The organism is Actinoplanes sp. NPDC049548, from assembly GCF_040676695.1.
GTDB lineage: Bacteria > Actinomycetota > Actinomycetes > Mycobacteriales > Micromonosporaceae > Actinoplanes.
The window spans coordinates 467522-491213 of sequence record NZ_JBFAPM010000001.1 but is presented as its reverse complement, the minus strand read 5'-3'; the positions used below and the strand labels follow the sequence as shown (position 1 = coordinate 491213).

The following is a 23692-nucleotide window of genomic DNA, read 5'->3' as shown; positions in this document are numbered from 1 at the left end:
CCGCCTACCAGCCCGACGCGGTGAGCACGACGGAGGTCTGCGCGGCGTCGCCCCAGGCGAGCTCGCGCAGGAGGCTCAGCGCCCCCTCCTCCGGGTCGATCAGGCCGATGCCGCGGCGGGCGTACTCGGCGATCAGCTCGGGCGTGACCATGCCGCCGTGCGCGCCCACCGGTGCCCACGGCCCCCAGTGCACGGTCAGCGCACGGTGGCCCGTCGCCTGCGACCAGCGCGTGCCCATCGCGTCGAGCGCGTCGTTGGCGGCCGCGTAGTCGCTCTGGCCGCGGTTGCCGTACGCGGCGGCGATGCTGCCGAACATGACCACGAACCGCGGCGCGGCCCCGCACGCTTCCAGGGCGTCGAGCACCGACCGGGCGCCGTCCACCTTGGTGCGGAACACCCGCTCGAAGGAGGCCGGGTCCTTGTCGCCGATCAGCTTGTCCTCGATGATCCCGGCCGCGTAGACCAGGCCGTCGATGCGCCCGTGCTCGTCGTGCACCCGCTTGACGAACCGGCGGGTGGCCTCGTCGTCGCGGACGTCGAGCGAGTGATAGCGCACCTGCGCGCCCAGCTCGGTCAGCTCGGCCACGGTGGCGTTGACCTCGCGAGCGGCGAGGATCGCCGAGGCGGCCCGGTCGATGTCGGCGGGCGAGCGCATGCCCCGCCGCGCCAGCGCCGCCCGCAGCGCCGCCTTGTCCGCGGCCGCCGCCAGCTCCGGGTCCTCGTCCGTCTGCGGCAGCGGCGTGCGGCCCACCAGCTCGATCCGGCACCGGGAGGCGGCGGCGACCGTACGCGCGAACCACGGCGTGATGCCCCGCGCCCCGCCGATCAGCACCACCACCGAGTCCTGCTCCAGCCCGATCGCCCGCGCCTCGGCCACCCCGTCGCCGGCCGGTCCCGCGCCGCCGTCGGCCAGCATGCCCAGGCCCGCCTCGGTGAGCCGGCCGATCAGCCGCCCGTCCGCGCGGCGGTGGACCACCGGCGCCGTGGTGGCGTCGTGCAGCTCCTCGACCAGGCCTCGCGCGACGTCGTCGGCGGCCAGGTCGGCGCTCACCTCGACGTACCGGGCGACGGTCTCGGGGTACTCGCGGGCGATCGTGCGGAACAGGCCGGTCAGCCCGTCGGTGCGGGCGCTGCCCTCCGGGCCGGCGGCGACGAGCCAGCGCGGCCCGCCGGCGAGCGCCCGCTTGAGGAACCCGAAGGCGTCCGGCAGCAGCGGCCCGGCGTCCTCATTCAGCCCGTCGAGCAGCACGATCCCGTCCACTCCGGCCGGGTCGTCGGCGGTCGAGCCGGCCGTCGCCTGCGCCCCGGACCCGGCCAGCAGCTCGGCCAGCCGGTCGGCGGCAGCCCCGCCGCCGGTGACGAGGAAACGGGCTCCGGCCAGGTCGGGGCCGGCGTCCCCGGCCGGCACCGCGGCCTCCAGGCGGGCGACGAGCCGCTGCGGGGCGATACCCACCCGGGCCGGCGGTTCCTCGTTCTCCGGGGCGCTTGCCTGCGGCGCGGCCACCACCGGGGCGGCCGACGCGTTGATCTTCGAGTCGAGCCAGCTCACCATCGCCCGTACCGTCCGGGCCTTGACCAGATCCTCCAGCTCCGACTCGTCACCCTCGACGGCCAGACCGAGCTTGTTCGCCACCTCACCGGCCACCTCGGCCCGCTTGATCGAGTCGACGCTCAGATCCGCCTCGAGGTCCAGGTCCAGCTCGAGGAGCTCCTCCGGGTAACCCGTCCGCTCACTGATCACCGTCAGGACGGCGCTCTGCACGTCGATCGCGGGGGCGGCGGCCACGACGGGCTCGACAGCGCCGGGAGCGGACGTGGTGATGCGGGAGTCCAGCCAGCTCACCATCGCCCGTACCGTCCGGGCCTTGACCAGATCCTCCAGCTCCGACTCGTCACCCTCGACGGCCAGACCGAGCTTGTTCGCCACCTCACCGGCCACCTCGGCCCGCTTGATCGAGTCGACGCTCAGATCCGCCTCGAGGTCCAGGTCCAGCTCGATGAGCTCCTCCGGGTAACCCGTCCGCTCGCTGATCACGGCGAGGACGGCGCTCTGCACATCGAGGCCGGGCGCGACCACCGCCTCCGTCTCCGCGACCGTCGGGTAGTGGATCGCCGGGGCCGAGACGGGCGCGGGAGCCGGTGACACCGGGGCGGCCATCGGGGCGGCCGCGGGCACCAACGCCTGCACCGGCGCGGCCTCGCTCGGCTGCCAGACCAGGCGGCCGCCGGCGCCCCCGTCACCCAGGTACGCCAGCAGCACGTCGCGCTGGGTCGCGATCAGGTCCCGGCTGGTCCGCAGGAACTCGCTGACGAGCTCGCTGCGGTCGTCACGGGCGCCCTGGGGCGATGCGGTCATCGTGAACTCCTCGATCTCGATGCGCCGGGCGGGGGTCATCCCGCCGGGCAGGCACTGTCCGTCGCGATCGCGAACGGCCTGGCCGTCGACGGTCCAGGTGGGACGGTGGGACGCGGGGGCCGCCGGGCCGGCGGTGTCGCGCCCGGCGAACAGCCAGCCCGTCTGCACGGGTACGCCCGCACAGGCCAGCTCGGCGGCGGCGGTGAGCAGGGCCCGCAGCCCTTGCCCGGGCCGGCCGTCGATGGTGACCACCAGGTGCGGGCGGTCGCCGAGCACCGCGCCGACCAGGCCGGTGAGAACCTGCCCGGGGCCTGCCTCGACGAAGACCCGCGCGCCGGCGGCGTACATGGCCTCGATCTGCTCGACGAAGCGGACCGGGGCGCCGATCTGGGCGGCCAGCCCGTCCCGCACCGCGGCGGCCTCCGCCGGGTACGGCTCCGCGCTGCGGTTGGACCACACCGGCACCTCGGGGGCGCCGATCGCCCGGGTCGCGAGCACCTCGGCGAAGGCCTCGGATCCGCCCGCCACGACCGGGCTGTGGAAGGCGGCCGCCACCGGGATGCCGCGGGCCCGCAGCCCGGCCTCCGTCAGCGCGGCCGTCGCCCGGCCGACGGCCTCGGTCGGCCCGGAGATGACGACTTGCAGGGGCGCGTTGTGGTTGGCCAGCACCACCTCACCGGCGAGCCCGGCGGCGGTGAGCACGTCGCGGACCTGGTCGGCGGTGCCTCGGACGGCGGCCATGGCGCCCGGGTCGTCACCCACGGCGGCGAGGATGGCGGCGGCCCGCTCGCGGCTCAGGTCGAGCAGCGTGGCGGGGTCGAAGGCGCCTGCCGTGCACAGCGCCACCAGTTCGCCGTAGCTGTGCCCGCCTGCCATGTCCGGGCGTACGCCGAGGCGGCGCAGCACGTGGTCCGCGGCCAGCCCGCCGATGCCGAGGACGGGCTGCGCGACGCGCGTGTCGCGTACCCGATCGTGCTGGGCCTTCTCGGTCTCCTCGTCGAACGCGGTCGGCGGGAAGAGCAGGTCCGCCCACTCCCGGCCCAGCTCCAGATACTCGCGGAGCTCGGGGAACGCGACGAACAGGTCGGCGAGGGCGCCGGGCTTCTGGCTGCCCTGGCCGGGGAAGAGGAACGCGACCTTGCCGGTCTCCGTGGCGGCGGGCGGCTGGACCAGACCCCGCCGCGGCTCGTGCTCGCCGTCGAGCGCCCGGCGCAGCAGACCGGCGAGGTCGTCCACGTCCGAGGCCACCACCGCGACGCGCACCGGGCCGGTCCGCGGGTCCGACTCGCGGGCCGAGGCGGCGGCCAGCTCCCGCAGCGGTCCGGCGCCGGGCAGCTTGTCGAGCAGCTTGCGGACGGCCCGATGGGCGGCCTCCACAGTAGTGCCGCGGAACAGGAACAGCTCCGCGGGCCACTCCTGGCGGGTGTGCCGCGGGTCGGCGGTCGCGGCGTGGGCGCTCAGGACCACGTGGAAGTTGGTGCCGCCGAAGCCGAACGCGCTGACCCCGGCGATCCGCTCCTGCGCCGGCGCCGCCCACGGACGGGTCTCGGTGTGGAAGGCGAACGGGCTGGCCTCCGGGCTCCACGCGGGGTTCGGCCGGCTCAGCCCGATCGTCGGCGGCTTCACGCCGGTGTGCAGGGCGAGCGCCGCCTTGATGACGCCGGCCATGCCCGCCGCGCACTTGGTGTGCCCGATCTGCGACTTGACCGAGCCGAGCACCGCGCCGCCCGGACGCGCCCCCGACTCGGTGAACAGCTTCGTCAGCGTCTCCAGCTCCGTACGGTCACCGACCACGGTCCCCGTGCCGTGCGCCTCGACCAGCCCCACCTCGCTCGGCGAGATGCCCGCGCCCCGGTACGCCCGGTCCAGCGCCCGCCGCTGCCCCTCCGCACGCGGCGCCGTCAGACCCAGCGCGCGCCCGTCGCTGGCACCGCCGAGACCCTTGATCACGGCGTAGACGCGGTCGCCGTCGCGCTCAGCGTCGGCGAGCCGCTTGAGGACCACCGCCGCGACGCCCTCGCCCAGCGCGATGCCGTCGCCGGTGCTGTCGAAGGTGCGACAGCGCCCGGTCGGCGAGAGCGCGTGCGCCGAGGTGAACATGAGGTAGTCGTTGATGCCGTTGTGCAGGTCGGCGCCGCCGCAGATCATCAGGTCGCTGTCGCCGGCGATCAGCTCCTTGCAGGCCGAGTCCATGGCGGCCAGCGAGGAGGCGCACGCGGCGTCCACCGTGTAGTTGGGGCCGCCGAGGTCCAGCCGGTTGGCGACCCGGCCGGCGATGACGTTCGCCAGCACGCCCGGGAAGGTGTCCTCGGTGACCGTCGGCAGCATGCCCTCGAGCTGCTCCGGCACGTCGCCCAGGTAGCCGGGCAGAAGCGTCCGCAGCGTCTGGGTCTGGCTCATGTCGCTACCCGCCTCGGCGCCGAACACCACGCCGGTGCGGCCGTGGTCATGGCCCGAGTCGTACGCGTACCCGGCGTCGACCAGGGCCCGGTGCGAGATCTCCAGCGCCAGCAGCTGGGTCGGGTCGATGCTGGCCAGCGCCGCCGGCGGGATGCCGTACTTGATGGCGTCGAACGGCACCGGGTCGATGAAGCCGCCCCACTTGGAGACGGTGATCCGGCCGGTCTGCCCGGGTCCGACCTCCGGCGCGTAGTAGGTGTCGACGTCCCACCGGTCGGCGGGCACCTCGCCGACCTTGTTGGCGCCGCTGACCACGGTCTCCCAGAAGCTCGCCAGGTCGGGCGAGCCGGGGAAGACGCAGGCCATGCCGACGATCGCGATGTCCAGCGGGTCGGCGACCTCCGGCTCCAGCACCGGATCGAGGCCCAGGTCGACGCGCAGGGCGGAGACCCGGTCGGCGTGGACGGCCGCCGCGTCGGTGGTGACCTGGGCGTGCAGGCCGGCGACCGTGGTGGCGGCGTCGCGCAGGACGGCGACCTGGCCGGCCATGAACAGCCCCTCGGCCGCCTGGGTGCCCTCGTCGACGCCGACCAGCCGGTCGCCGTCGCGGGTCAGGCCCTTGCTGGCGATCCGCAGCCGTCCGACGTTGAGCATCTCCAGCTGCTCCCAGACGACCCGGTTCTCCACCCCGGCGCTCTCCAGCTGGTCGCGCAGGCTGTGGAAGTCGTCCACGAACGCCGACTGCAGGCATCGGGTGGCGTGGCCGGGGGCGGTCTCGAGCAGTGCCGTCTCCGTCGCCTCGATCGCCTGCTGCTGGAACAGCGGCTGGATGGCGCCGTGGGTGACGGCCTCCTCGGTGAACAGGTACGCCGTACCCATGAGCACGCCGACCTGGGCACCGCGGCGGGTGAGCGGGCCGGCCATCGCGGCCACCATCGCCGCCGACCGCTCGTCGTGGATGCCGCCGGCGAAGAAGATCTGCAGCTCGGCGGCCGTGCCCTCGGGCCGCTCGGCGAGGAACTCCGCCAGCACCCCGAGCTGCGCCTCCCACAGCGGGAAGCTGGCGCGCGGGCCGACGTGGCCGCCGCACTCGGCGCCCTCGAAGATGAACTTGCGGGAGCCGGCCTGCAGGAACTGCCGCAGCAGCCCGGGCGACGGGACGTGCAGGAACGAGCTGATGCCGTCGGCCTCCAGGCCCTTGGCCTGCGCGGGACGCCCACCGGCGATGATCGCCACGGCGGGCCGGATCTCGCGGATGACCTCGATCTGGGCGGCCCGCAGCTGCTCCGGGGCGAAGCCCAGCACGCCGACGCCCCAGGGCCGGTCGCCGAGCGCGGCGGCGGCCTCGGTGAGCATCTGCCGGCTCTGCTCGGCGTTCGCCAGGGCGAGGGCGATGAACGGCAGGCCGCCGCCGTCGGCGACGGCCTTGGCGAAGCCGGCGACGTCACTCACCCGGGTCATCGGGCCCTGGGCGACGGGCAGGTCGACGCCGAGCGTACGGGCCAGCGGCGCGCCCGGGCTGAGGGTCTCCCCGGCGTCCGCGTGGCCGAGGGCGTCGAGGATGGCGTCGCGTACGGCTCGCACGGCGGTGGCGGTGTCGCCGTACCGCTTGGCGAAGTCCGCGGCGAGCCAGCCGTCCTGGCCGACCGGGAGCAGCTCCCCGCCGACCTCGAGTCCGCGTACGCCGGCCCGCAGCACGGTCTCCGTTCCGTCCATGCGACGGATCGCCGACTGCGCGTGATCGGACACAGTGGACTCTTGGAGCAAAATGATCTGGCTGTCGAGCAGCACGCCCGCCGCCCCACCGACGACACACGCCGCGGCGGTGTACGCGCCGACGCCACCGGCGACCCAGACCGGCAGGCCGGCGTCGACGAGCTGTTGCAGGAGCACGAACGAGCTGAGGTCGCCCACCCGGCCGCCGGACTCCATGCCGCGCGCGACCAGCCCGTGCGCACCGGCGGCCGCTGCCGTCCGCGCCTCGGCGAGCCCGGTCACCTCGACCAGCACGCGGTAGCGCTCGGCCAGCTCGGCGACGTCCCATCCGGCGTCCGCCGTGACGATCACGAGCTCCACCGCCGTGCCGGCGGCCCGCTCGAGGTCGGCGGGGGTGGCGGCGCAGGCTGCCGTGACGCGTACGCCCAGCCCCGACCCCGACCGGCGCGCCGCCTGAGCCAGCACGCGCAGACTCCACGCGTCACCGGAGCCGAGGTCGAGCACACCCACCCCGCCGGCCCGGGCGGCCGCGGCGACCTGGTGCGGACTCGGTTCCAGCCCGGCACCGCCGCTGACGGCCAGCACCAGAGAGCTCGTCGGTCGCGCTGTCTTCATCGGACTCCCGCTTCGTCATTCGGACACGGCTGTACTGGGGGCGGCACAGGGGGATGAGGGGGAACGAGAGATCTCGATACGTGAATGTCGCTCGCAGCGGACGTTATCGATCCCTGATTACAAAAGCGTTACACCATCTCGATGGAAAAAGTGCAGATTTTTTCGTCCGGCGTGCACCTTCCGGGATATATCAGCCCAGCTCAGTAGGACTTCTGGGAATCGTCGGAAGGCCCGCCCCACGGCCTTCCTACGGTTACGTAGGTTACGGTGACGTAGCCGTAGCTTGTGGAGTTCCGAGGCGCGTTCCACGTACGCCGGTCCAAGCCGGACCCCGGCGCCGCCGAGCTCGCCCGGACCGACGGCACGGCGTGACCTGCGCGGGGCCGTGGGATGCCGGAAGTGCTGGCAGGATGGCCGGGTGACCGAGCCCAGCGAGACCAGCAACCATCCCCGCGGCCGCCGTGCGCGCACCGCGGCGGCGTCGAGCCGGGCCGCACCCCCGCCCGCCTCGTCCCGAATCCGCATGTCCGCAGCCCAACGGCGCGAGCAGCTCATCGCCACCGGCCGGCAGCTCTTCGCGGAACGCGGCTTCGACGCGACCTCCGTGGAAGAGGTGGCGTCGCGTGCGAAGGTGTCCAAGCCCGTCGTCTACGAGCACTTCGGCGGCAAGGAAGGGCTGTACGCGGTGGTCGTCGACCGCGAGGTGCGCGCCCTGCTCGACCGCATCGCCGCGGCCCTGACCGCCGGTCACCCCCGCGAGCTCCTCGAACAGGCGGCGCTCGCGCTGCTCGACTACATCGAGGAGGAGCCGCACGGCTTCCGGGTGCTGGTCCGCGAGTCCCCGGTCCTGCAGCCGGCGGGCAACTTCTCCAGCGTGATGAACGACGTGGCCCACCAGGTCGAGCACGTCCTCGGCGCCGAGTTCAAGTCCCGCGGCCTGGAGCCGAAGTTCGCCGAGCTCTACTCGCAGGCCCTGGTGGGCATGGTGGCGCTCGTCGGCCAGTGGTGGCCCGAGGCCCGCAAGCCGAAGAAGGAGATGGTGGCCGCCCACCTGGTGAACCTGGCGTGGAACGGCCTGTCGCACCTCGAGGCCAAGCCGACCCTGCTGACCCGCAGGGCCCGCTGAGCTCAGACCGGGTTGTGGGCCGCGGCGCTCTCCTCGCGACCGGCCTCGGCGGAGCCCACCTTGCCGTACAGTCCGGCGGTCAGCACCACGAGGCCGATCACCGTCAGCACGATGATGTTCACCATCGAGGCGTTGAGGATGTTCGCGTCCGTCTGCAGGAGCGCGAGCAGCACCATGGCCACGCCGAGCACACCCCAGCCGAGCACCACGTTGGCGTGGTGGTGCACGTTGCCCCCGACCACGACGGCGGCCAGGATCGCGATCCCGAGCAGGGTGGCCAGCCAGGCGCCGGCGGGGTTGGCGCGCAGCCCCAGCACCCAGTCGTGGCCCCGGTGGAAGAACGGGTCGCCCCAGGTCGCGGCGATGCCCAGGACGCCGAAGAGGGCGAGGAAGCCCCCTGCGGCGCCGGCGACGACGCGATAGGCGGGGCGCAGGTGGTGGTTGAGGGGGTAGTGAGCCATCAGGCGTTCTGCGCCTCGCGAGCCTGGCGCGGCGCACCGGCCTGCGACTCGGGCACCACCTTGCTGTACTGGCTGGCCATGATGAGCACGAGGCCGGCCAGGTAGGTCACCACGACGGTCGAGATGCTGAAGTCGAGGAAGTTGGCGTCCGTCCGGATGGTCGCGAGCTCGTAGCTGCCGACCACCAGCAGACCCCAGCCGAAGTACTTGTCGACCGCGACGTCGGAGTTGCGCCCGATGACCGCGGCGATCAGCACGATGGCGCCGACCAGCACCGACACGATCGACCAGAACAGGTTGGCGTGCTGGCCGAGCACCCGGTCGCCGCCGTTGCCGAACAGGCCGTCACCCGCGGTGACAATGATCCCCACGATGCCGAAGAGGATGAGGTAGACCCCGGTCAGCGCGCCCAGGGCGCGGTAGAGCGGCCGCAGCGGGTGGTTGACCGGATTGTGCGCCATGGTGTCCGTCTCCAACGTTCGGTATGTGTCTCAGAGATTCTCGCGCATCGCGGTAACGCCCGCAGGAGCACCCCCGGATCAGGCGTCGGGGACCCGCTCGGCGAGCTCCAGCCAGGCCTCCTCGACCTGGGCCCGTTCCGCCTGGACGCCCTTCAGCTGAGCGTCCAGCTCCATGATCTTGTCGTAGTCGCTGCCGTGCCGGGCCAGCTCCTCGTTGATCTTCGCGATCCGGTCCTCGAACTTGGCGAGCTGCCGCTCCAGCCGGGCCAGATCCTTCTTGGCCGCCCGCACCTCGGCGGCCGACATCCCGGCGTCCGGGGCCGCACCCTCCGCGGAGGCCTGCGCCGCCGGGGTGACGCTGGGCGCGCCGGCGTCGGAGCCCGCCAGCCTGGAGAGATACTCGTCCACGCCGCCGGGCAGGTGCACCAGCCGGCCGTCGCCGAACATGCCGTACACCGTGTCGGTCACCCGCTCGACCAGGTAGCGGTCGTGGCTGGCGACCACCATCGTCCCCGGCCAGGAGTCCAGCAGGTCCTCCAGCGAGGCCAGGGTGTCGGTGTCGAGGTCGTTGGTCGGCTCGTCCAGCAGCAGCACGTTCGGCTCTGCGGCGAGCAGGCGCAGCAGCTGCAGCCGGCGCCGCTCGCCGCCGGAAAGGTCGCTCACCGGGGTCCAGATGCGCTTGTCGGTGAAGCCGAAGACCTCGGCCAGCTGACCCGCCGACAGCTCACGGTCGCCGAGCTTGACCCGCTTCGCCACCTCCTCGACCGCCTCGAGCAGGCGCAGCTGCCCGGGCAGCTCCCGCAGCTCCTGGGAGAGGAACGCCGGCCGTACGGTCGAACCGGTCACCAACCGCCCGCCGTCCGGCTTCGTGACGCCCGCGAGCAGACGCAGCAGGGTGGTCTTGCCCGCGCCGTTGGCACCGAGGATCGCGATCCGGTCGCCGGGCCCGACCTGCCAGGTCAGGCCCGAGAAGATGGTCTTGGGGCCGGCCTCGAGACGGACGTCCTCGAGGTCGTACACCTGCTTGCCCAGCCGGGTCGTGGCCAGCCGCTGCAGGCTCACCTTGTCGCGCACCGGCGGCACGTCCGCGATCAGCGCGTTCGCCGCGTCGATGCGGAACTGCGGCTTCGAGGTCCGGGCCGGCGGCCCCCGCCGCAGCCAGGCGATCTCCTTGCGCAGCAGGTTCTGCCGGCGCGCCTCGACCGCCGCCGCCACCCGCTGCCGCTCGGCGCGCGCCAGCGTCCAGGCGGCATACCCGCCCTCGTACGTGTGCACCTGCTCGTCGACGACCTCCCACGTCGCGGTGCAGACCGCGTCGAGGAACCAGCGATCGTGCGTGACGACGACCAGCGCACCACGCCGGCCGAGCAGGTGCCGGGCGAGCCAGTCGACGCCGGCGACGTCGAGGTGGTTGGTGGGCTCGTCGAGAATCAGCAGGTCGGACTCGCGCACGAGCAGAGCGGCCAGGGCCACCCGCCGGCGCTCACCACCGGACATCGGACCGACCGGCGTCTCCAGGCCGAGATGGCCCATGCCGAGGCCGTCGAGGATCTCGCGGACCCCGGCGTCACCGGCCCACTCGTGCTCGGCGCCCATGTCCTCGGCCAGCCAGGCGGTGCCGAGCACGACATCGCGCACGGTCGCGTCGGCGGCGAGAGTGAGATTCTGCGGGAGGGCGGCGACACGCACGTCCCGCCGATGGGTGACCCGGCCGGAGTCGGGCTCCTCCAGTTTGGCGAGCATCCGCAGCAGGGTGGACTTCCCGGCACCGTTGAGACCGACGATGCCGACCCGGGCATCGTCGTCCAACCCGAGCGAGACGTCGGTGAGCAGCTGACCGGCGGCGCCGTAACCCTTGTTGACCCGGTCCAGATTGACGATGTTGGCCACGATGCCCCCAAGCCTACCTTGTCCCGCGACAAGTCCTCGGACCGAGGGTTCGCCGAGCAGCCCGCGCGCTGCTCAGACCGCGCGAGCGCCCGGCATGGGGCCGCGGGCCGTCACCGCCGTACGGCAGACACCCGCCTCGGACAGGCGCGCGGCCACCCGCTCGGCGTGCGGGCCGTCGCTGGCGAGGAACACGCACGTCGGCCCCGACCCGGAGACGACCCCCGCCACCGCACCCGCGTCGTAACCCGCCTTGAGCACGTCGGCGAGCGCCGGCCGCAGCGACAACGCCGCAGGCTGCAGGTCGTTGGCGAGCGCGGCCCCCAGGACCTCCGGCTTGCGCTGGCGCAGCGCGGCCATCAGCTCGTCCGGGCTCTCCAGCGGCGACGGCGGCCACGGGCTGTCGCGGAGCCGGTCGAGCTCGCGGTAGACCTCCGGGGTGGAGAGTCCGCCGTCGGCGATGGCCACCACCCAGTGCCAGGTGGTCGGCCGGGCCAGGATCGGGCTGACCGCCTCACCGTGTCCCGTGCCCAGCGCGGTGCCGCCGTGCAGCAGGAAGGGAACGTCCGAGCCCAGCTCCGCACCGATCTCCGCCAGCTCGTCCTTGGAGAAGCCGGTACCCCACAGCAGGTCGCAGGCGAGCAGGGTGGCCGCCGCGTCAGCGCTGCCGCCGGCAAGACCCCCGGCCAGCGGAATGGTCTTCCGCAGGTGCAGCCGGGCGTGCGCGGGCACCCGGGCCTTGCGGGCCAGCGCCCGGGCCGCCCGGATGATCAGGTTGCTCTCGTCCAGCTCCAGCTCGCCAGCGCCCTCACCCTCCATGGTCAGCGCGAGGGTGTCACCACGACGGGCGGTCAACTCGTCGAACAGGCTGATCGCGTGGTAGACGGTGCTCAGCTCATGAAAGCCGTCGGCCCGCAACGGACCCACCCCGAGATGCAGATTGATCTTGGCGGGCACCCGCACCCGGACCGGCCCGGCGAACCTGCGGGGCTTGTCGTCGTCCGGCCCCCACGCCTCCGTCACGGAGCGAGATCCCGCAGCGCCAGCTTGATCTCGAAGGGCGCGGTCAGCACCAACTCCGAGCCCGCCTCGCCCGCGAGCTCGTACCGGCCGTCGACGAGGTCATAGGCGAACACCCGCAACGGATCCTGCTCGATGCGCCAGAAGTGCGGAATCCCGGCGGCGGCATACTCGGCCGGCTTCTCCAGACGGTCCCGGCGCTTCGTGCCCGGCGAGACGACTTCCACGGCGATGACGACCTGGGTGGGCAAGACGAAGTGGTTCGTCGACGTCACCGGCCGGCGGAGCAGCAGGACGTCCGGCTCCAAGGTGTCACTGACGCTCATGGCGACACCGACTGCGGTCACTGGGCTGAAGGTCTCCGGAGCGTGCTGCCGGAACCACGCGCAGAGCAGATTGCCGATGTTCTGGTGGCCGATCGTCGGCGAGGGGACCCCGATCATGGCTCCGTCACGAAGTTCGACGCGCGGCGCGTCATCGGGCAGGACCAGGACATCCTCGATGGTGTGATCGGCCAGCCGGTGCCTGATCGGGTCGGGGGTCCACATGGCCGGGCCCGCTGGTTGCGCCGTCATGAGTCCACCTCCTCGTGCCGCCTGCCGGACGCGCTGAGCTTACCGCCGTACCCGTGCGAGATCGCGGCAGCCGCGACCGCGGCGAACTCCGTCACCGTGAGGGACTCGCCCCGGGCCTGAGGGTTGACCCCGGCAGCGACCAGAACCTGCTCCGCATGGTCGGCGCCACCTGCCCAGCCGGCCAGCGCCGCGCGCAACGTCTTGCGCCGCTGCGCGAAAGCCGCGTCGATGACCTCGAAGACCGCCGTCCGCGGCACGTCGAAACCCCGGTCGCGGCAGGCGAAGGCGACAAGGCCGGAGTCGACGTTGGGCACGGGCCAGAAGACCGCCGGGGGTACGCGGCCGGCAGCGCGCGCGTCCGCATACCAGGCGAGCTTGACCGACGGTACGCCGTACACCTTCGACCCGGGCCCCGCGACGAGCCGTTCCGCCACCTCCTTCTGCACCATGACGAGGCCACCCCGCAGCGTGGGCAGGACGGCGAGCAGATGCAGCACGACGGGAACCGCCACGTTGTAAGGCAGGTTCGCCACGAGCATGGTCGGCGGGGGCGAGAAGGCGTCCGCGGAGACCCTGAGCGCGTCGGCGGGATGCACGGTCAGCTTGCCGGCATCGGCCCGCTCGGCGACGGTCGACGCGAGCGCGGCGGCGAGCACCGGGTCGATCTCCACGGCGTGCACGTGAGCGGCGGCGCCGAGCAGGCCCAGGGTGAGCGAGCCGAGCCCCGGCCCGACCTCGAGGACGACGTCCTCGCCGGTCAGCCCGGCGGCCGCGACGATGCGGCGCACCGTGTTGGGGTCGTGCACGAAATTCTGGCCGAGCTTCTTCGTCGGCGCGACCCCGAGCCGCGCGGCGAGCTCCCGGATCTCCGCCGGGCCGAGCAGTGCATCAGCCATGACGCCACAGCCTACGGCGCGACCCGTCCGCCACGGCGAGCCACCGCCGACGCGCCCTGCAGGCCGAGCGGGCGGGCCGCCAAGCCACGCCGGGCGCACGGGCCGCCATGCCACGCCGAGCCGCCGGGCCCCACGCCGTTCGCGTGACGGTGCGTCACGGGGCAGCGGCGATGTGCGCCGGCACGGTACAACGAGGGCATGACGGAGCTGCTCGAGCTGCGGGGCGTGGTCGAGGCGACACCGGACGAGGTGGCGGCGGTGCTGCTCGACGCGCGGCCCGGGGGGCGTTCGCCGATCGCGGCCACCGGGTCGGCGCGGCCGGCCAAGGGCGACGAGTTCACCGTCACCAGCGACGGCAGCACGATCACCGTGACGATCGACCGGGCCGCGCGCTCGGTCGCCCAACAGGGCGAGTGGTGGTATCGCGGCGTCACCAGCGTCGAGCCGGACGACCGCGGCGCCCTGGTCGTGCACCGCATCTTCAACGTCGCACCCGGGCACCGCTGGGCGGTCCGGTTCGTCTCCCGCGGCCCGCTCCACGCCGCTCCCACGGCGTTCGCCAAGCTCCTCGGCGGCCTGGGCGAACGTCTCGACTGCGCCGCCTACCCCCTGCCCGCCTGAGGCCGCCCGCAACCGGGCACCGGCGCGACCTGGCGTGGATCAGCTCCAGGGGCCGAAGACGCGTTCGCCGTTGGCGGAGATGGCCGCGCAGAGCGTGTCCAGGTCGCGGCCGGTCACCTCGGCCAGTGCCCGCACGGTCAGCGGGATCAGATACGAGGCGTTGGGCCGCCCCCGGTACGGCACCGGCGTCAGATAGGGCGCGTCCGTCTCGACCAGCATCTGCTCCGGCGGCGTCACCGCGGCGGCGGCGCGCAGATCCCCGGCGTTCGCGAACGTCACCGTTCCCGCGAAGCTCAGGAAGTATCCCCGGCGCACGCATTCGGCGGCGAACTCCGCGTCGCCCGAGAAGCAGTGCAGGACCACCGTCTCCGGCGCGCCTTCCTCGTCGAGGACTCGCAACACGTCGCGGTGCGCATCGCGGTCGTGGATGACGAGTGCTTTGCCGTGGCGCTTGGCGATGGCGATGTGGGCGCGGAAGCTGCGCTCCTGGGCGGGCCGGCCCGCTTCGCCCGTACGGAAAGTGTCGAGGCCCGTCTCGCCCAGCCCGCGCACCCTCGGTAAGGCCGCCAGGGTCTCGATCTCGCGCAGCGCCTCGTCGAGGCCGCGGTCGGCGAGGGCCGGCGCTTCGTTGGGGTGCAGCGCCACGGTCGCGAGCACCGACGGGTGGCGTGCGGCCAGTTCGGCGCCCCAGCGGGAGGATGCGACATCGACGCCGACCTGCACGAGGCGGTCCACTCCGGACTTGGCGGCGGCGGTGATGAGCGCCTCGACCGGGTCTTCGGCGGGCATCCCCGTCTCGTGGACGGTGATGTCCAGGTGGGTGTGGCTGTCGAAGACCGGTACGGCCAGCGGCTCGGGCGGGGGCGGGAACTCGCCGGACCGGCGGGCGGAGCGCTTCTTGCGGGACTCGGACGGCTGAGTGTTCATCGCATCCAGCATCACACAGGCCGGGGTAACCCCGCGTTCACCCGCGGGCAACGACTTTCCTCTATGTTGCGACGGGTGACCCTGACCGGTGAGGACTCCGCTGTCGGCACCGACCCGCTCGAGCCTCCGTTGATGGCGCCGTTGCGCCGCGACCTGAGCTGGTCGCAGGTGCAGGCGATGAGCCAGTCCGTCGGACACCGGCAGGACCCGGTGCTGCGGCGCATCCGGGCCACGGCCGCGGTCCGCCGCGGCACCCGGATGATCAAGGTGCTGTCGGCGGCTCAGCTGGCCGGGCATCTGGCCGGCTGGCTTCCGTACGGCTTCTGTTATCGCGCCTGCGACATCGCCCACCTGCGCACGCCGGCGGAGCTCTCGTTGCTGCGGACGGACGGCGCGGGTGACGACACGGTCGCGTACGCCCTGCGCTGGCGCGCGACCGACCCGATCGACTTCGAGATCCCGATGGGCGCGGTGCAGGCGGGGCTGCCCGCCCTGCCTGCGCACTCCCGGGTCGGCGCGATGGTGCTCGGCACCGGTTTCACGCCCAGCACCGACGACCTGATCCCGGAGTTCGTCACCGCGGGCTTCGCCGATCTGCCCATGCCGGCCAACGCCCAGCTGCTGGCCTATCCGGGCACCGGCGAGGAGGTGGTGCTCTACACCTACCAGCCGGAGCAGCACGGCTGGCTGCGGCTGGCCGGTCCCCGCTGGCGGCACCTGCTCGAGGGCGTGCCCGGGGTGAGCCCGGACCGCGAGTACGTGCCCTGCACGGACGCCGGCTCGGCGGGTCTGGTGGGCCGGATCAACGACAACGAGTACCAGGCTGTCGCGGATCCGCCGGATGACTTCCGGGTGCGTGCCCTGACCCGCGCGGCCCGGTATTCCGTGCAGTCGCTGGCCCGCCGTGCCGAGCAGGCGCTGTGGCGCAATGTGCCGGCGTGGGTGCTGCAACGCGACGAGTCCTGGGCTCGGTTGCGGCTCGTGCGTCCCGACGCGGACTCGGTGTCGGCGGTCGGCGCGCGGTGCTACGAGCGAGGGGTGTACGAGGTGTGGGCGCCCGTCCGCGAGCTCACCGACCACCACATCGCGGAGCTGCCCTACCAGCTCTGACGCAGAGGCGGGGCCCGGCGATGCGCCGGGCCCCGCGTTGCGTGTCAGCCGCGGTTCAGCTGCGGGTGATGTTCGCCTTGACCGAGGCCCACTTGCTGCCGCGGTCGGCCCAGTCCCACGCCTTGGCGTCGACGTACAGGGTGCCCTTCTTCAGGCCGGTCAGCTTGAGCGACCACTTGCCCTTGTTGTTCTTCAGCGCGATCGGGGCGCAGTTCTCGTACTCCTCCTGCGAGTACACGCGCTTCCACTTGCGCTGCGGGGTGAAGCAGTAGACCTTGCTGCCGTTGATCCGGGTGGCCCAGACGTAGACGTACGGAACACCGGCGCCCTTGTCGGTCACGGTGCCCTTGCCGTACTTCCAGGACTTGAGCCGGTTGGAGCTGCCCGGCTTCTTGATCTTGACGACCGGGTTCCAGGAGTCGGTCTTGACGGTCACCTTGGCGACGTAGACCGCCGACGACGCACCGTTCTTGTTGTAGAAGGTGGCCCGCATGGTGACCGCCCCGCGGACGAGGCCGCCGTTCTTGCGGTGGTAGTACAGGCCCGTGAACGACTGGTTCTTGCCGCGGAGGTCGTTCGTGTAGCCGTCGCCCCAGTCGAACCGGATCTTGCTGGTGCCGGCCGGGACGGAGCTGATCGTGATCTTGACCTTCTGGCCGGGCCAGAGGCTGTACTTGTCCAGCTTGTACTTGCCGGGCGTGGTCACGCTGACGGTGTTCGCGGACGCGGTCGCCTTGCTGGTGTTGCCGGCGGCGTCCGTGAGGAGCAGCGTGATCGTGTAGCGGCCGTTCTTCGTGTACTGCTTCTTGATCGGCGCCTGGCCCGCGTAGATGATGCTGGACGTACCGTCGCCCCAGCTCACGACGCGGCTGATCTGGTCCGCAGAGCTGGTGTCGTCCGTGATCGCGCCCTGGGTCAGAGTGACCCGCTGGCCCACCCACAGCGAGGTGGAGCTGAGCGAGAACCGGCCCGTGGGAGCGGTCGTGTCAGCCGGGTCCGGCTCGGTCGGGTCCGGCGCCGGCACGGTCGGGTCCGGCACCGCCACGGTCGGGTCCGGCACCGCCACGGTCGGGTCCGGCACCGCCACGGTCGGGTCCGGCGCCGGCTCGGTCGGGTCCGGCGCCGGGTCCGTGGTGGCCGGGGTGGTGGGGTCGCCCGGGTCGCCCGGGTCGCCCGGATCGGTCGGCTCGTCGGACGGCGCCGGCGGCGGCTCGCTCGACGTGGGCGGAGAGGTCGGCGGGGTCGCCGGCGGCGTCGAGACCGGCGGCGTGGTGGGGGTCGGGTCGCCCGACGGCTCGTCGCCGAGCGCCGCGCGGGCGGCGGCGGACGACTCGCGCGAGTCGGAGGCGAATGCGGGTGCGGCGCCGAGAGCGCCGCCCGCGAGGAGAGCCCCGCCGACGACGATGGCCAGCAGCGGGCGTGAGAGGCGTGCCTTCAAGGAAACTCCTTCGAGGGGGGTGACCTTGACGACGAAGGAGACATGACGACACGGCACGGCTCCGCACCTGCGATGGAACGGAGCCGTACCGATGAAACGCAAGCGTTTCCCCCGTGGTCGGCGCTGAACGTACCCGATGATCGCTACATCTATCAATCCGCTTCAGGGTTGAGATGACGAAGCCCACCGATGCGTCACATCGGTGGGCTTCGTGGCCGCCGGGTCAGGAGCCGAGGCGCTCCAGCTCCTCGTCGACCACCGACGGATCGAGCTTGCGGAAGACGGGCTTGGGCGCGGCCAGCGGAGTGCCGGCCACCAGCGGCACCGACTCCCACCGGGCGCCGCCGGTGTAGTCGCCCGTCAGCACCGGGTACGACGGGCCGCCGTCGAGGTCGTCCACCTCCACGATGGACGGCATCGGCGCGTGCACGCCCGTGCCGCCCAGCAGCTCGTGCACCTTCTGCGCGGAGTGCGGCAGGAAGGGCGTGAGCAGCGTGTTGGCGTCGCTGACCACCTGCAGGGCGACGTGCAGGACCGTGCCCATGCGGGGCTTGGACGCCTCGTCCTTGAGCTTCCAGGGCGCCTGCTCGGAGAGGTACTTGTTCGCCTCGCCGACCACCCGCATCGCCTCGCCGATGGCGGCCTTCTGCCGGTGCTTGCCGATCAGCTCGCCGACCGTGGCGAAGCCCGCGCGGGCCACCTCGAGCAGCGCACGGTCGTCGTCGGTCAGGTCGACCGCCTCCGGGATCGCGCCGAAGTTCTTCGCGGCCATCGAGATCGACCGGTTGACCAGGTTGCCCCAGCCGGCGACCAGCTCGTCGTTGTTGCGCCGGACGAACTCGGCCCAGGTGAAGTCGGTGTCGTTGGACTCGGGGCCGGCCGCCGCGATGAAGTAGCGCAGGGCGTCGGCGTCGTAGCGCTCGAGGAAGTCGCGGACGTAGATGACGACCTTGCGCGACGAGGAGAACTTGCGGCCCTCCATCGTCAGATACTCGCTCGAGACCACCTCGGTGGGCAGGTTGAGCGCGCCCAGCGAGCCGGGGTTGCCGCCCTTGTCACCCTCGCCGGAGTAGCCGAGCAGCAGCGACGGCCAGATCACCGAGTGGAAGACGATGTTGTCCTTGCCCATGAAGTAGTAGCCGCGGGCGTCGCCGTCCGACCACCACTTGCGCCACGCCTCCGGGTCGCCGGAGCGCCGCGCCCACTCGATGGACGCCGACAGGTAGCCGATGACCGCGTCGAACCAGACGTAGATGCGCTTGTCGTTGCGGTCACGCCAGCCGTCCAGCGGAATGGGTACGCCCCATTCGAGGTCCCGGGTGATGGCCCGGGGCTGTAGGTCGTCGAGCAGGTTCCGCGAGAACTTGAGCACGTTGGGACGCCAGCCCTCGCGCGTGTCCAGCCACTTGCCCAGCGCCTCGGCGAACGCGGGCAGGTCGAGGAAGAAGTGCTCGGTCTCGACGAACTCGGGGGTCTCCCCGTTGATCCGCGAACGCGGGTTGACCAGCTGCTCGGGGTCGAGCTGGTTGCCGCAGTTGTCGCACTGGTCGCCGCGGGCGCTCTCGTACCCGCAGATCGGGCAGGTGCCCTCGATGTAGCGGTCGGGCAGGGTGCGCCCGGTCGACGGCGAGATCGCGCCCAGCGTGGTCTTCGCGACGATGTAGCCGTTCTCGTACAGCCCCGCGAACAGCTCCTGCACGACGGTGTAGTGGTTGCGCGTCGTCGTCCGCGTGAAGAGGTCGTAGGACAGGCCGAGCCCGTGCAGGTCCTCCACGATCACCCGGTTGTAGCGGTCGGCGAGCTCGCGCGGCGTCACGCCGTCGGCGTCGGCCTGCACCTGGATGGGCGTGCCGTGCTCGTCGGTGCCGGACACCATGAGCACGTCGTGGCCCGACATCCGCATGTACCGGCTGAACACGTCGGATGGCACCCCGAAGCCGGACACATGACCGATGTGGCGCGGGCCGTTGGCGTAGGGCCAGGCGACCGCGGCGAGAACGTGACTCATGACGACCAAGCGTAGTGACTCCGGGGGGCGCCCCGCGAACGGATCGGCATCAGCCCTTTTTGTTCCGACACGCCCGTCATGTCCCGGAACCGCGGCGAACCCCGTAGTCCAATGGGAACCATGACGGGAGACGCGCCGCAGCCTGGGCAAACGCCGCGCACCGAGAGCAACCCGTGGAGCTGGTCCGACCCGAGCACCGGCGCCTGGTGGCGCGGCAAGGACGAACCGCCGGCCGCGAACCGGCGTACGGACGCGGCCACGATGCCGGCCCCGCCCACCGCGGAGGCGGCCGACGCCCACCAGGCCGGCAGCCAGGACACGGCGGCGGCCCTCGAGCCCGCCAAGCCCGTCGAGCGCCCCCACGAACAGGTGGATGCCGAGCGCTTCAACACCGCGGGCAGCACGACGGCCTACGTCTCCAACGCACAAGCAGCCCGCGCCGCAGAGGCAGAACAGGCCCCTGCGGAAGAGGTCTGCGCGGCTGAGGACGCCACGATCGTGGACCTGCTCGCCGCTCTGCCCGCCGAGGAACCCGCCGTGGCCGCCGACGAACGCCGTCCCGCCGAGGAGCAGAGCCCCGCCGCCGAGGAGGAGTCCGCGCCCGCCGCCCGCACCGGCTCCGCCGAGGAGATCCAGTCGGCGGCTGCGGCCGTACCGGATGTGATGGTCCTGCCCGAGCCGGAGAACAACCGGCCGACGGTGGTCTTGGACCGCAATGCCGTGCCCGGTCAAGGACCCGCAGGCCGGCCGCGGCTCCATCCCGCGCGGGCGGATCACGCCCGGATGGACCGGGCCATTCAGGACCGGGTACGCGCAGAGCGCACGTCCGCGCTGCTCGAGACCTCCCCGTTCTGGCTGAGCGAGGACCAACGTCCCGCCCCCGAGGCCCCGGACCGGCCCCAGCGCACCGGCCGGCCGCCCCGGCGCCGCGCTCGTGACCCGCGCCGGCCGGTCAGCGGCCTGCTCGCGCTGCTCGTCCTCGCCCTGGTCGCCACCTTCTTCTCCTGGGTGAGCGCCGAGCCCTTCTGGCTGGCGGTCGGCCACGGCCGCGCAGGCACCGCGACCGTCGCCGGATGCACCGGCTCCGGGGTGACGCAACGCTGCACCGGCGAGTTCGCCAGCGCCGACGGCACCTACACGGTCCGCCCGCTCGCCCTCTTCGGCGTCGAGCCGGACCGGCATGCCGCCGGGTCCGCCGTCCCCGCCCGCATGGTCAGTACGGACAGCAGGCAGGCGTATGTGGGCGAGACCAGCATCCTGGTGCACCTGCGCTGGTCCCTGGGCTTCATCCTGGTGGCGCTCTGCGGCCTCGGCATCGCCGGCCTCACCGGGGTACGGCGGCTGGAAACCCCTCGCGCCCGCCGCGCCGCCCTGCTGTTCAGCCTCGCCGGCCCGCTCGCCCTGCTCGCCGGGTTCCTGATCAGCGCCTACTGAGCCGTGTCCCGTCGCCGTCCACCCGCTGGCTACTGAGCCGCGTGCACCAGCGCGTACACCTCGCGCTTGCGCAGCCCGTACGCGTCGGCGACGGCCTGGATGGCGTCCCGCCGCGACGCGCCCGCCGCCTCGCGCTCGGCGACCGCCGCCCGGAGGTCCTCGTCCGCCGGCCGCTCGGCCGGACCGGCGGGCGCGCCGGCCACCACCACGGTGATCTCCCCGCGCGGCTCGGCCTCGGCGGCCCAGGCGGCCAGCTCACCGAGCGGCCCCCGGCGGATCTCCTCGTAGGTCTTCGTCAGCTCCCGGCAGACCGCCCCGGCACGCTCGGCGCCGAAGACACCGGCCAGGTCCTCGAGCATGCCGGTGATCCGGTGCGGCGCCTCGAAGAACACCAGCGTGCGCGGCTCGGCGGCGAGCTCGCGCAGCCGCGACCGGCGGCCCGAACCGGAGCGCGACAGGAAGCCCTCGAAGCAGAACCGGTCACTGGGCAGCCCGGACAGCGCGAGCGCGGTCGTGACGGCGCTCGGCCCGGGTGCCGCCGTCACCGGGAATCCGGCATCCAGTGCGGCCCGCACCAGGCGATATCCGGGATCCGACACGCTCGGCATGCCCCCGTCGGTCACGACCGCGACGACCGCTCCGCCGCGCAGCGCCTCGACCAGATCCGGCGTACGGCGTTCCTCGTTGCCCTCGAAGTACGACACGATCCGCCCGCCGACGGTGACGCCGAGGTCCCGGGCAAGCCGGGTGAGCCGGCGGGTGTCCTCCGCGGCGACGATGTCCGCGCTCGCCAGCACGTCCCGCAGCCGGGCGGAGGCGTCGCCGATGTTGCCGAGCGGCGCACCGACCAGCACGACCCGACCGGTCCCGTTCTCGTCCACGACCCGAGTCCATCACACTTGCGCCCCGCCGCCGCCTCCAGGCGCCGGGTACTGGACGGGCGGCCTACGATCGCGGGGTGACTTCGGCGACAGCGGAGACAGACACCCCGAGCCCCCCGCCCGCGGACGACATCCCGGACGAAGGGGCCGCCACGGGCGCCCGCGGCGTTCCCGATGCGGTGCGGCGGCGGCTGGCCACGCTCGAGAACTGGCTCAACCCGTACTCGTGGCTGGTCACGGCGCTCATCGTGGGCATCGCGGCGATCCTGCGGCTGGTGGGCCTGAGTCGCCCGAAGGGGTACATCTTCGACGAGGTCTACTACCCGACCGACGCCTGGGACATGCTGCAGCACGGCGTGGAGTGGGACGCGGAGAAGACCAACGGCCCCGCGTACGTGGTGCACCCGCCGCTCGGCAAATGGCTGATCGCCCTGGGCGAGAAGGCGTTCGGCAACCACGAGCTGGGCTGGCGCTTCCCGACCGCGATCGCCGGCACCCTCATGATCTTGATCCTCATCCGGGTCGCCTACCGGCTGTTCCACTCGATCGTGCTGGCCGGCACCGCGGGCCTCCTGATGACCCTCGACGGCTTCCAGCTCGTGCTGTCCCGCACCTCGCTGCTGGACATCTTCCTGGGCCTGTTCATCCTGATGACCTTCGCGACGCTGGTGCTCGACCGAGACCACTACCGCCGAAGCTGGCTGAGGGCCCTGGAGAACGGCTACGACCCCACCGCCCGGCACGGCAGACCACGCATCATCCCGTGGTGGCTGCTCGTCGGCGGCATCACCTTCGGCCTCGCCTGCGGCGTCAAGTGGAGCGCGCTGTTCTTCGCACCTTTCTTCGCCCTCCTGGTCGTCGTCTGGCGCGTCCAAGCCCGCCGCTCCGCCGGTGTCCGCACCCCGATCGCGTCCGGCATCTTCGGCGACATCGGCTACCTGCTGCTCAGCTTCCTGCTCACGGTGATCTTCTACCTGGCCACCTGGACCGGCTGGTTCGTCACCGACACCGGCTACTTCCGCCACTACCGTGAAGCCAACGGCCTCAGCGAACCCCCGATCCTGGGCGCGCTGCTCAACCTCATGCACTACCACCACGAGGCGTACACGTTCCACAGCGGCCTCACCGACCGGCACATCTACCAGTCCTGGCCGTGGCAGTGGCTGCTCCTCGGCCGCCCGGTCGCCTTCTACTGGAACGGCAACGGCAACTGCGGCGCACCGAGCTGCGCCGCCGAGATCCTCCTCCTGGGCACGCCCATCCTCTGGTGGTCCTTCCTCCCGGCCCTGGGCGCGCTGGTCTGGTTCGGCATCGCCCGCCGCGACTGGCGGGCCTTCGGCATCGGTACGGGCGTAGTAGCGGGCCTCCTGCCGTGGTTCTACTTCGCGCTGGCGGACGGCCGCACGATGTTCGCCTTCTACGCGCTCCCGGCCCTGCCCTTCCTGATCCTGGCGGTGGTCTACGCCCTGGGCGCCATCATGACCCCACCATCGGGGGTCGCAGAGGGATCCGCCCGCACCGACCGCCAACTGATCGGCACGATCGTGGCAGGGGTGTACGTACTGCTGGTGGCGCTCTGCTTCGCCTACTTCCATCCGATCTTCGTGGGGCAGCTCATTCCTTACGACGACTGGTCGGCCCGCATGTGGCTGGGCGGGCGCTGGATCTGAACCGCGGCGGGACGGCAGCCGGTGGCCTCGCCTGGCTTGGCTGTCGGTTACCGCCAAGCCTGAGCGGCCGGCGTGGATAGCCCCGCTCAG

16 protein-coding genes are annotated in these 23692 nt (G+C 72.6%); 5 read left to right on the top strand and 11 right to left on the bottom strand.

Annotated features, from left to right (window positions below):
- Positions 1 to 4: 4 nt before the first annotated feature.
- On the bottom strand, positions 5 to 7087 hold the full coding sequence (locus tag AB0J80_RS02345) for an SDR family NAD(P)-dependent oxidoreductase (RefSeq protein WP_364699375.1): 7083 nt from the start codon (positions 7085 to 7087) through the stop codon (positions 5 to 7).
- Between the two features lie 523 nt (positions 7088 to 7610).
- Here AB0J80_RS02345 and AB0J80_RS02340 point away from each other — a divergent pair.
- Positions 7611 to 8213, top strand: coding sequence for a TetR/AcrR family transcriptional regulator (locus AB0J80_RS02340; RefSeq protein ID WP_364700153.1), 603 nt, complete (start codon positions 7611 to 7613; stop codon positions 8211 to 8213).
- Positions 8214 to 8215: 2 nt separating this feature from the next.
- Here AB0J80_RS02340 and AB0J80_RS02335 read toward each other — a convergent pair whose 3' ends face one another.
- The 6 genes from AB0J80_RS02335 to rsmA form a co-directional block, all read right to left on the bottom strand.
- The gene (locus AB0J80_RS02335; protein WP_364699373.1) at positions 8216 to 8674 is read right to left on the bottom strand and encodes a DUF4383 domain-containing protein; all 459 of its coding nucleotides are present in this window, start codon (positions 8672 to 8674) and stop codon (positions 8216 to 8218) included.
- Positions 8674 to 9135, bottom strand: a complete 462-nt coding sequence (locus AB0J80_RS02330; RefSeq protein ID WP_364699371.1) for a DUF4383 domain-containing protein — start codon at positions 9133 to 9135, stop codon at positions 8674 to 8676. The genes AB0J80_RS02335 and AB0J80_RS02330 overlap by 1 nt, the downstream gene beginning before the upstream one ends.
- A 78-nt stretch (positions 9136 to 9213) precedes the next feature.
- Entirely contained in the window at positions 9214 to 11025 is a 1812-nt protein-coding gene (locus AB0J80_RS02325) for an ABC-F family ATP-binding cassette domain-containing protein (RefSeq protein ID WP_364699369.1), read from the bottom strand.
- A 72-nt stretch (positions 11026 to 11097) separates the two neighbouring features.
- Complete coding sequence (locus AB0J80_RS02320) at positions 11098 to 12045, bottom strand: 4-(cytidine 5'-diphospho)-2-C-methyl-D-erythritol kinase (RefSeq protein ID WP_364699367.1); 948 nt, start codon at positions 12043 to 12045, stop codon at positions 11098 to 11100.
- Positions 12042 to 12617, bottom strand: a complete 576-nt coding sequence (locus AB0J80_RS02315) for a Uma2 family endonuclease (protein ID WP_364699365.1) — start codon at positions 12615 to 12617, stop codon at positions 12042 to 12044. The genes AB0J80_RS02320 and AB0J80_RS02315 overlap by 4 nt, the downstream gene beginning before the upstream one ends.
- A complete protein-coding gene (gene rsmA / locus AB0J80_RS02310) occupies positions 12614 to 13513 on the bottom strand; it encodes a 16S rRNA (adenine(1518)-N(6)/adenine(1519)-N(6))-dimethyltransferase RsmA (RefSeq protein WP_364699363.1) in 900 nt (299 codons plus the stop codon). The genes AB0J80_RS02315 and rsmA overlap by 4 nt, the downstream gene beginning before the upstream one ends.
- A gap of 198 nt (positions 13514 to 13711) precedes the next feature.
- On the opposite strand from rsmA, the gene AB0J80_RS02305 reads away from it, so the two are divergent.
- Entirely contained in the window at positions 13712 to 14134 is a 423-nt protein-coding gene (locus AB0J80_RS02305) for a hypothetical protein (protein WP_364699361.1), read from the top strand.
- Between the two features lie 39 nt (positions 14135 to 14173).
- Here AB0J80_RS02305 and AB0J80_RS02300 read toward each other — a convergent pair whose 3' ends face one another.
- Positions 14174 to 15073, bottom strand: a complete 900-nt coding sequence (locus tag AB0J80_RS02300; protein ID WP_364700152.1) for a TatD family hydrolase — start codon at positions 15071 to 15073, stop codon at positions 14174 to 14176.
- Between the two features lie 63 nt (positions 15074 to 15136).
- On the opposite strand from AB0J80_RS02300, the gene AB0J80_RS02295 reads away from it, so the two are divergent.
- The gene (locus AB0J80_RS02295) at positions 15137 to 16171 is read left to right on the top strand and encodes a hypothetical protein (RefSeq protein ID WP_364699359.1); all 1035 of its coding nucleotides are present in this window, start codon (positions 15137 to 15139) and stop codon (positions 16169 to 16171) included.
- Between the two features lie 55 nt (positions 16172 to 16226).
- Here AB0J80_RS02295 and AB0J80_RS02290 read toward each other — a convergent pair whose 3' ends face one another.
- Both AB0J80_RS02290 and metG read right to left on the bottom strand, forming a co-directional pair.
- Entirely contained in the window at positions 16227 to 17609 is a 1383-nt protein-coding gene (locus AB0J80_RS02290; RefSeq protein WP_364699357.1) for a PKD domain-containing protein, read from the bottom strand.
- Positions 17610 to 17832: 223 nt separating this feature from the next.
- Positions 17833 to 19617, bottom strand: a complete 1785-nt coding sequence (gene metG, locus AB0J80_RS02285; RefSeq protein ID WP_364699355.1) for a methionine--tRNA ligase — start codon at positions 19615 to 19617, stop codon at positions 17833 to 17835.
- A 120-nt stretch (positions 19618 to 19737) separates the two neighbouring features.
- Between metG and AB0J80_RS02280 the strand changes: the two genes are divergently transcribed.
- The gene (locus AB0J80_RS02280) at positions 19738 to 21051 is read left to right on the top strand and encodes a hypothetical protein (protein WP_364699353.1); all 1314 of its coding nucleotides are present in this window, start codon (positions 19738 to 19740) and stop codon (positions 21049 to 21051) included.
- Between the two features lie 29 nt (positions 21052 to 21080).
- On the opposite strand, the gene rsmI is transcribed toward AB0J80_RS02280, so the two are convergent.
- On the bottom strand, positions 21081 to 21932 hold the full coding sequence (gene rsmI / locus AB0J80_RS02275) for a 16S rRNA (cytidine(1402)-2'-O)-methyltransferase (protein WP_364699351.1): 852 nt from the start codon (positions 21930 to 21932) through the stop codon (positions 21081 to 21083).
- A gap of 131 nt (positions 21933 to 22063) precedes the next feature.
- Here rsmI and AB0J80_RS02270 point away from each other — a divergent pair, with 131 nt between their 5' ends.
- Positions 22064 to 23602: a glycosyltransferase family 39 protein gene (locus AB0J80_RS02270; protein ID WP_364700151.1), complete on the top strand. Its 1539-nt coding sequence runs from the start codon at positions 22064 to 22066 to the stop codon at positions 23600 to 23602.
- The last annotated feature ends 90 nt before the right edge of the window (positions 23603 to 23692 follow it).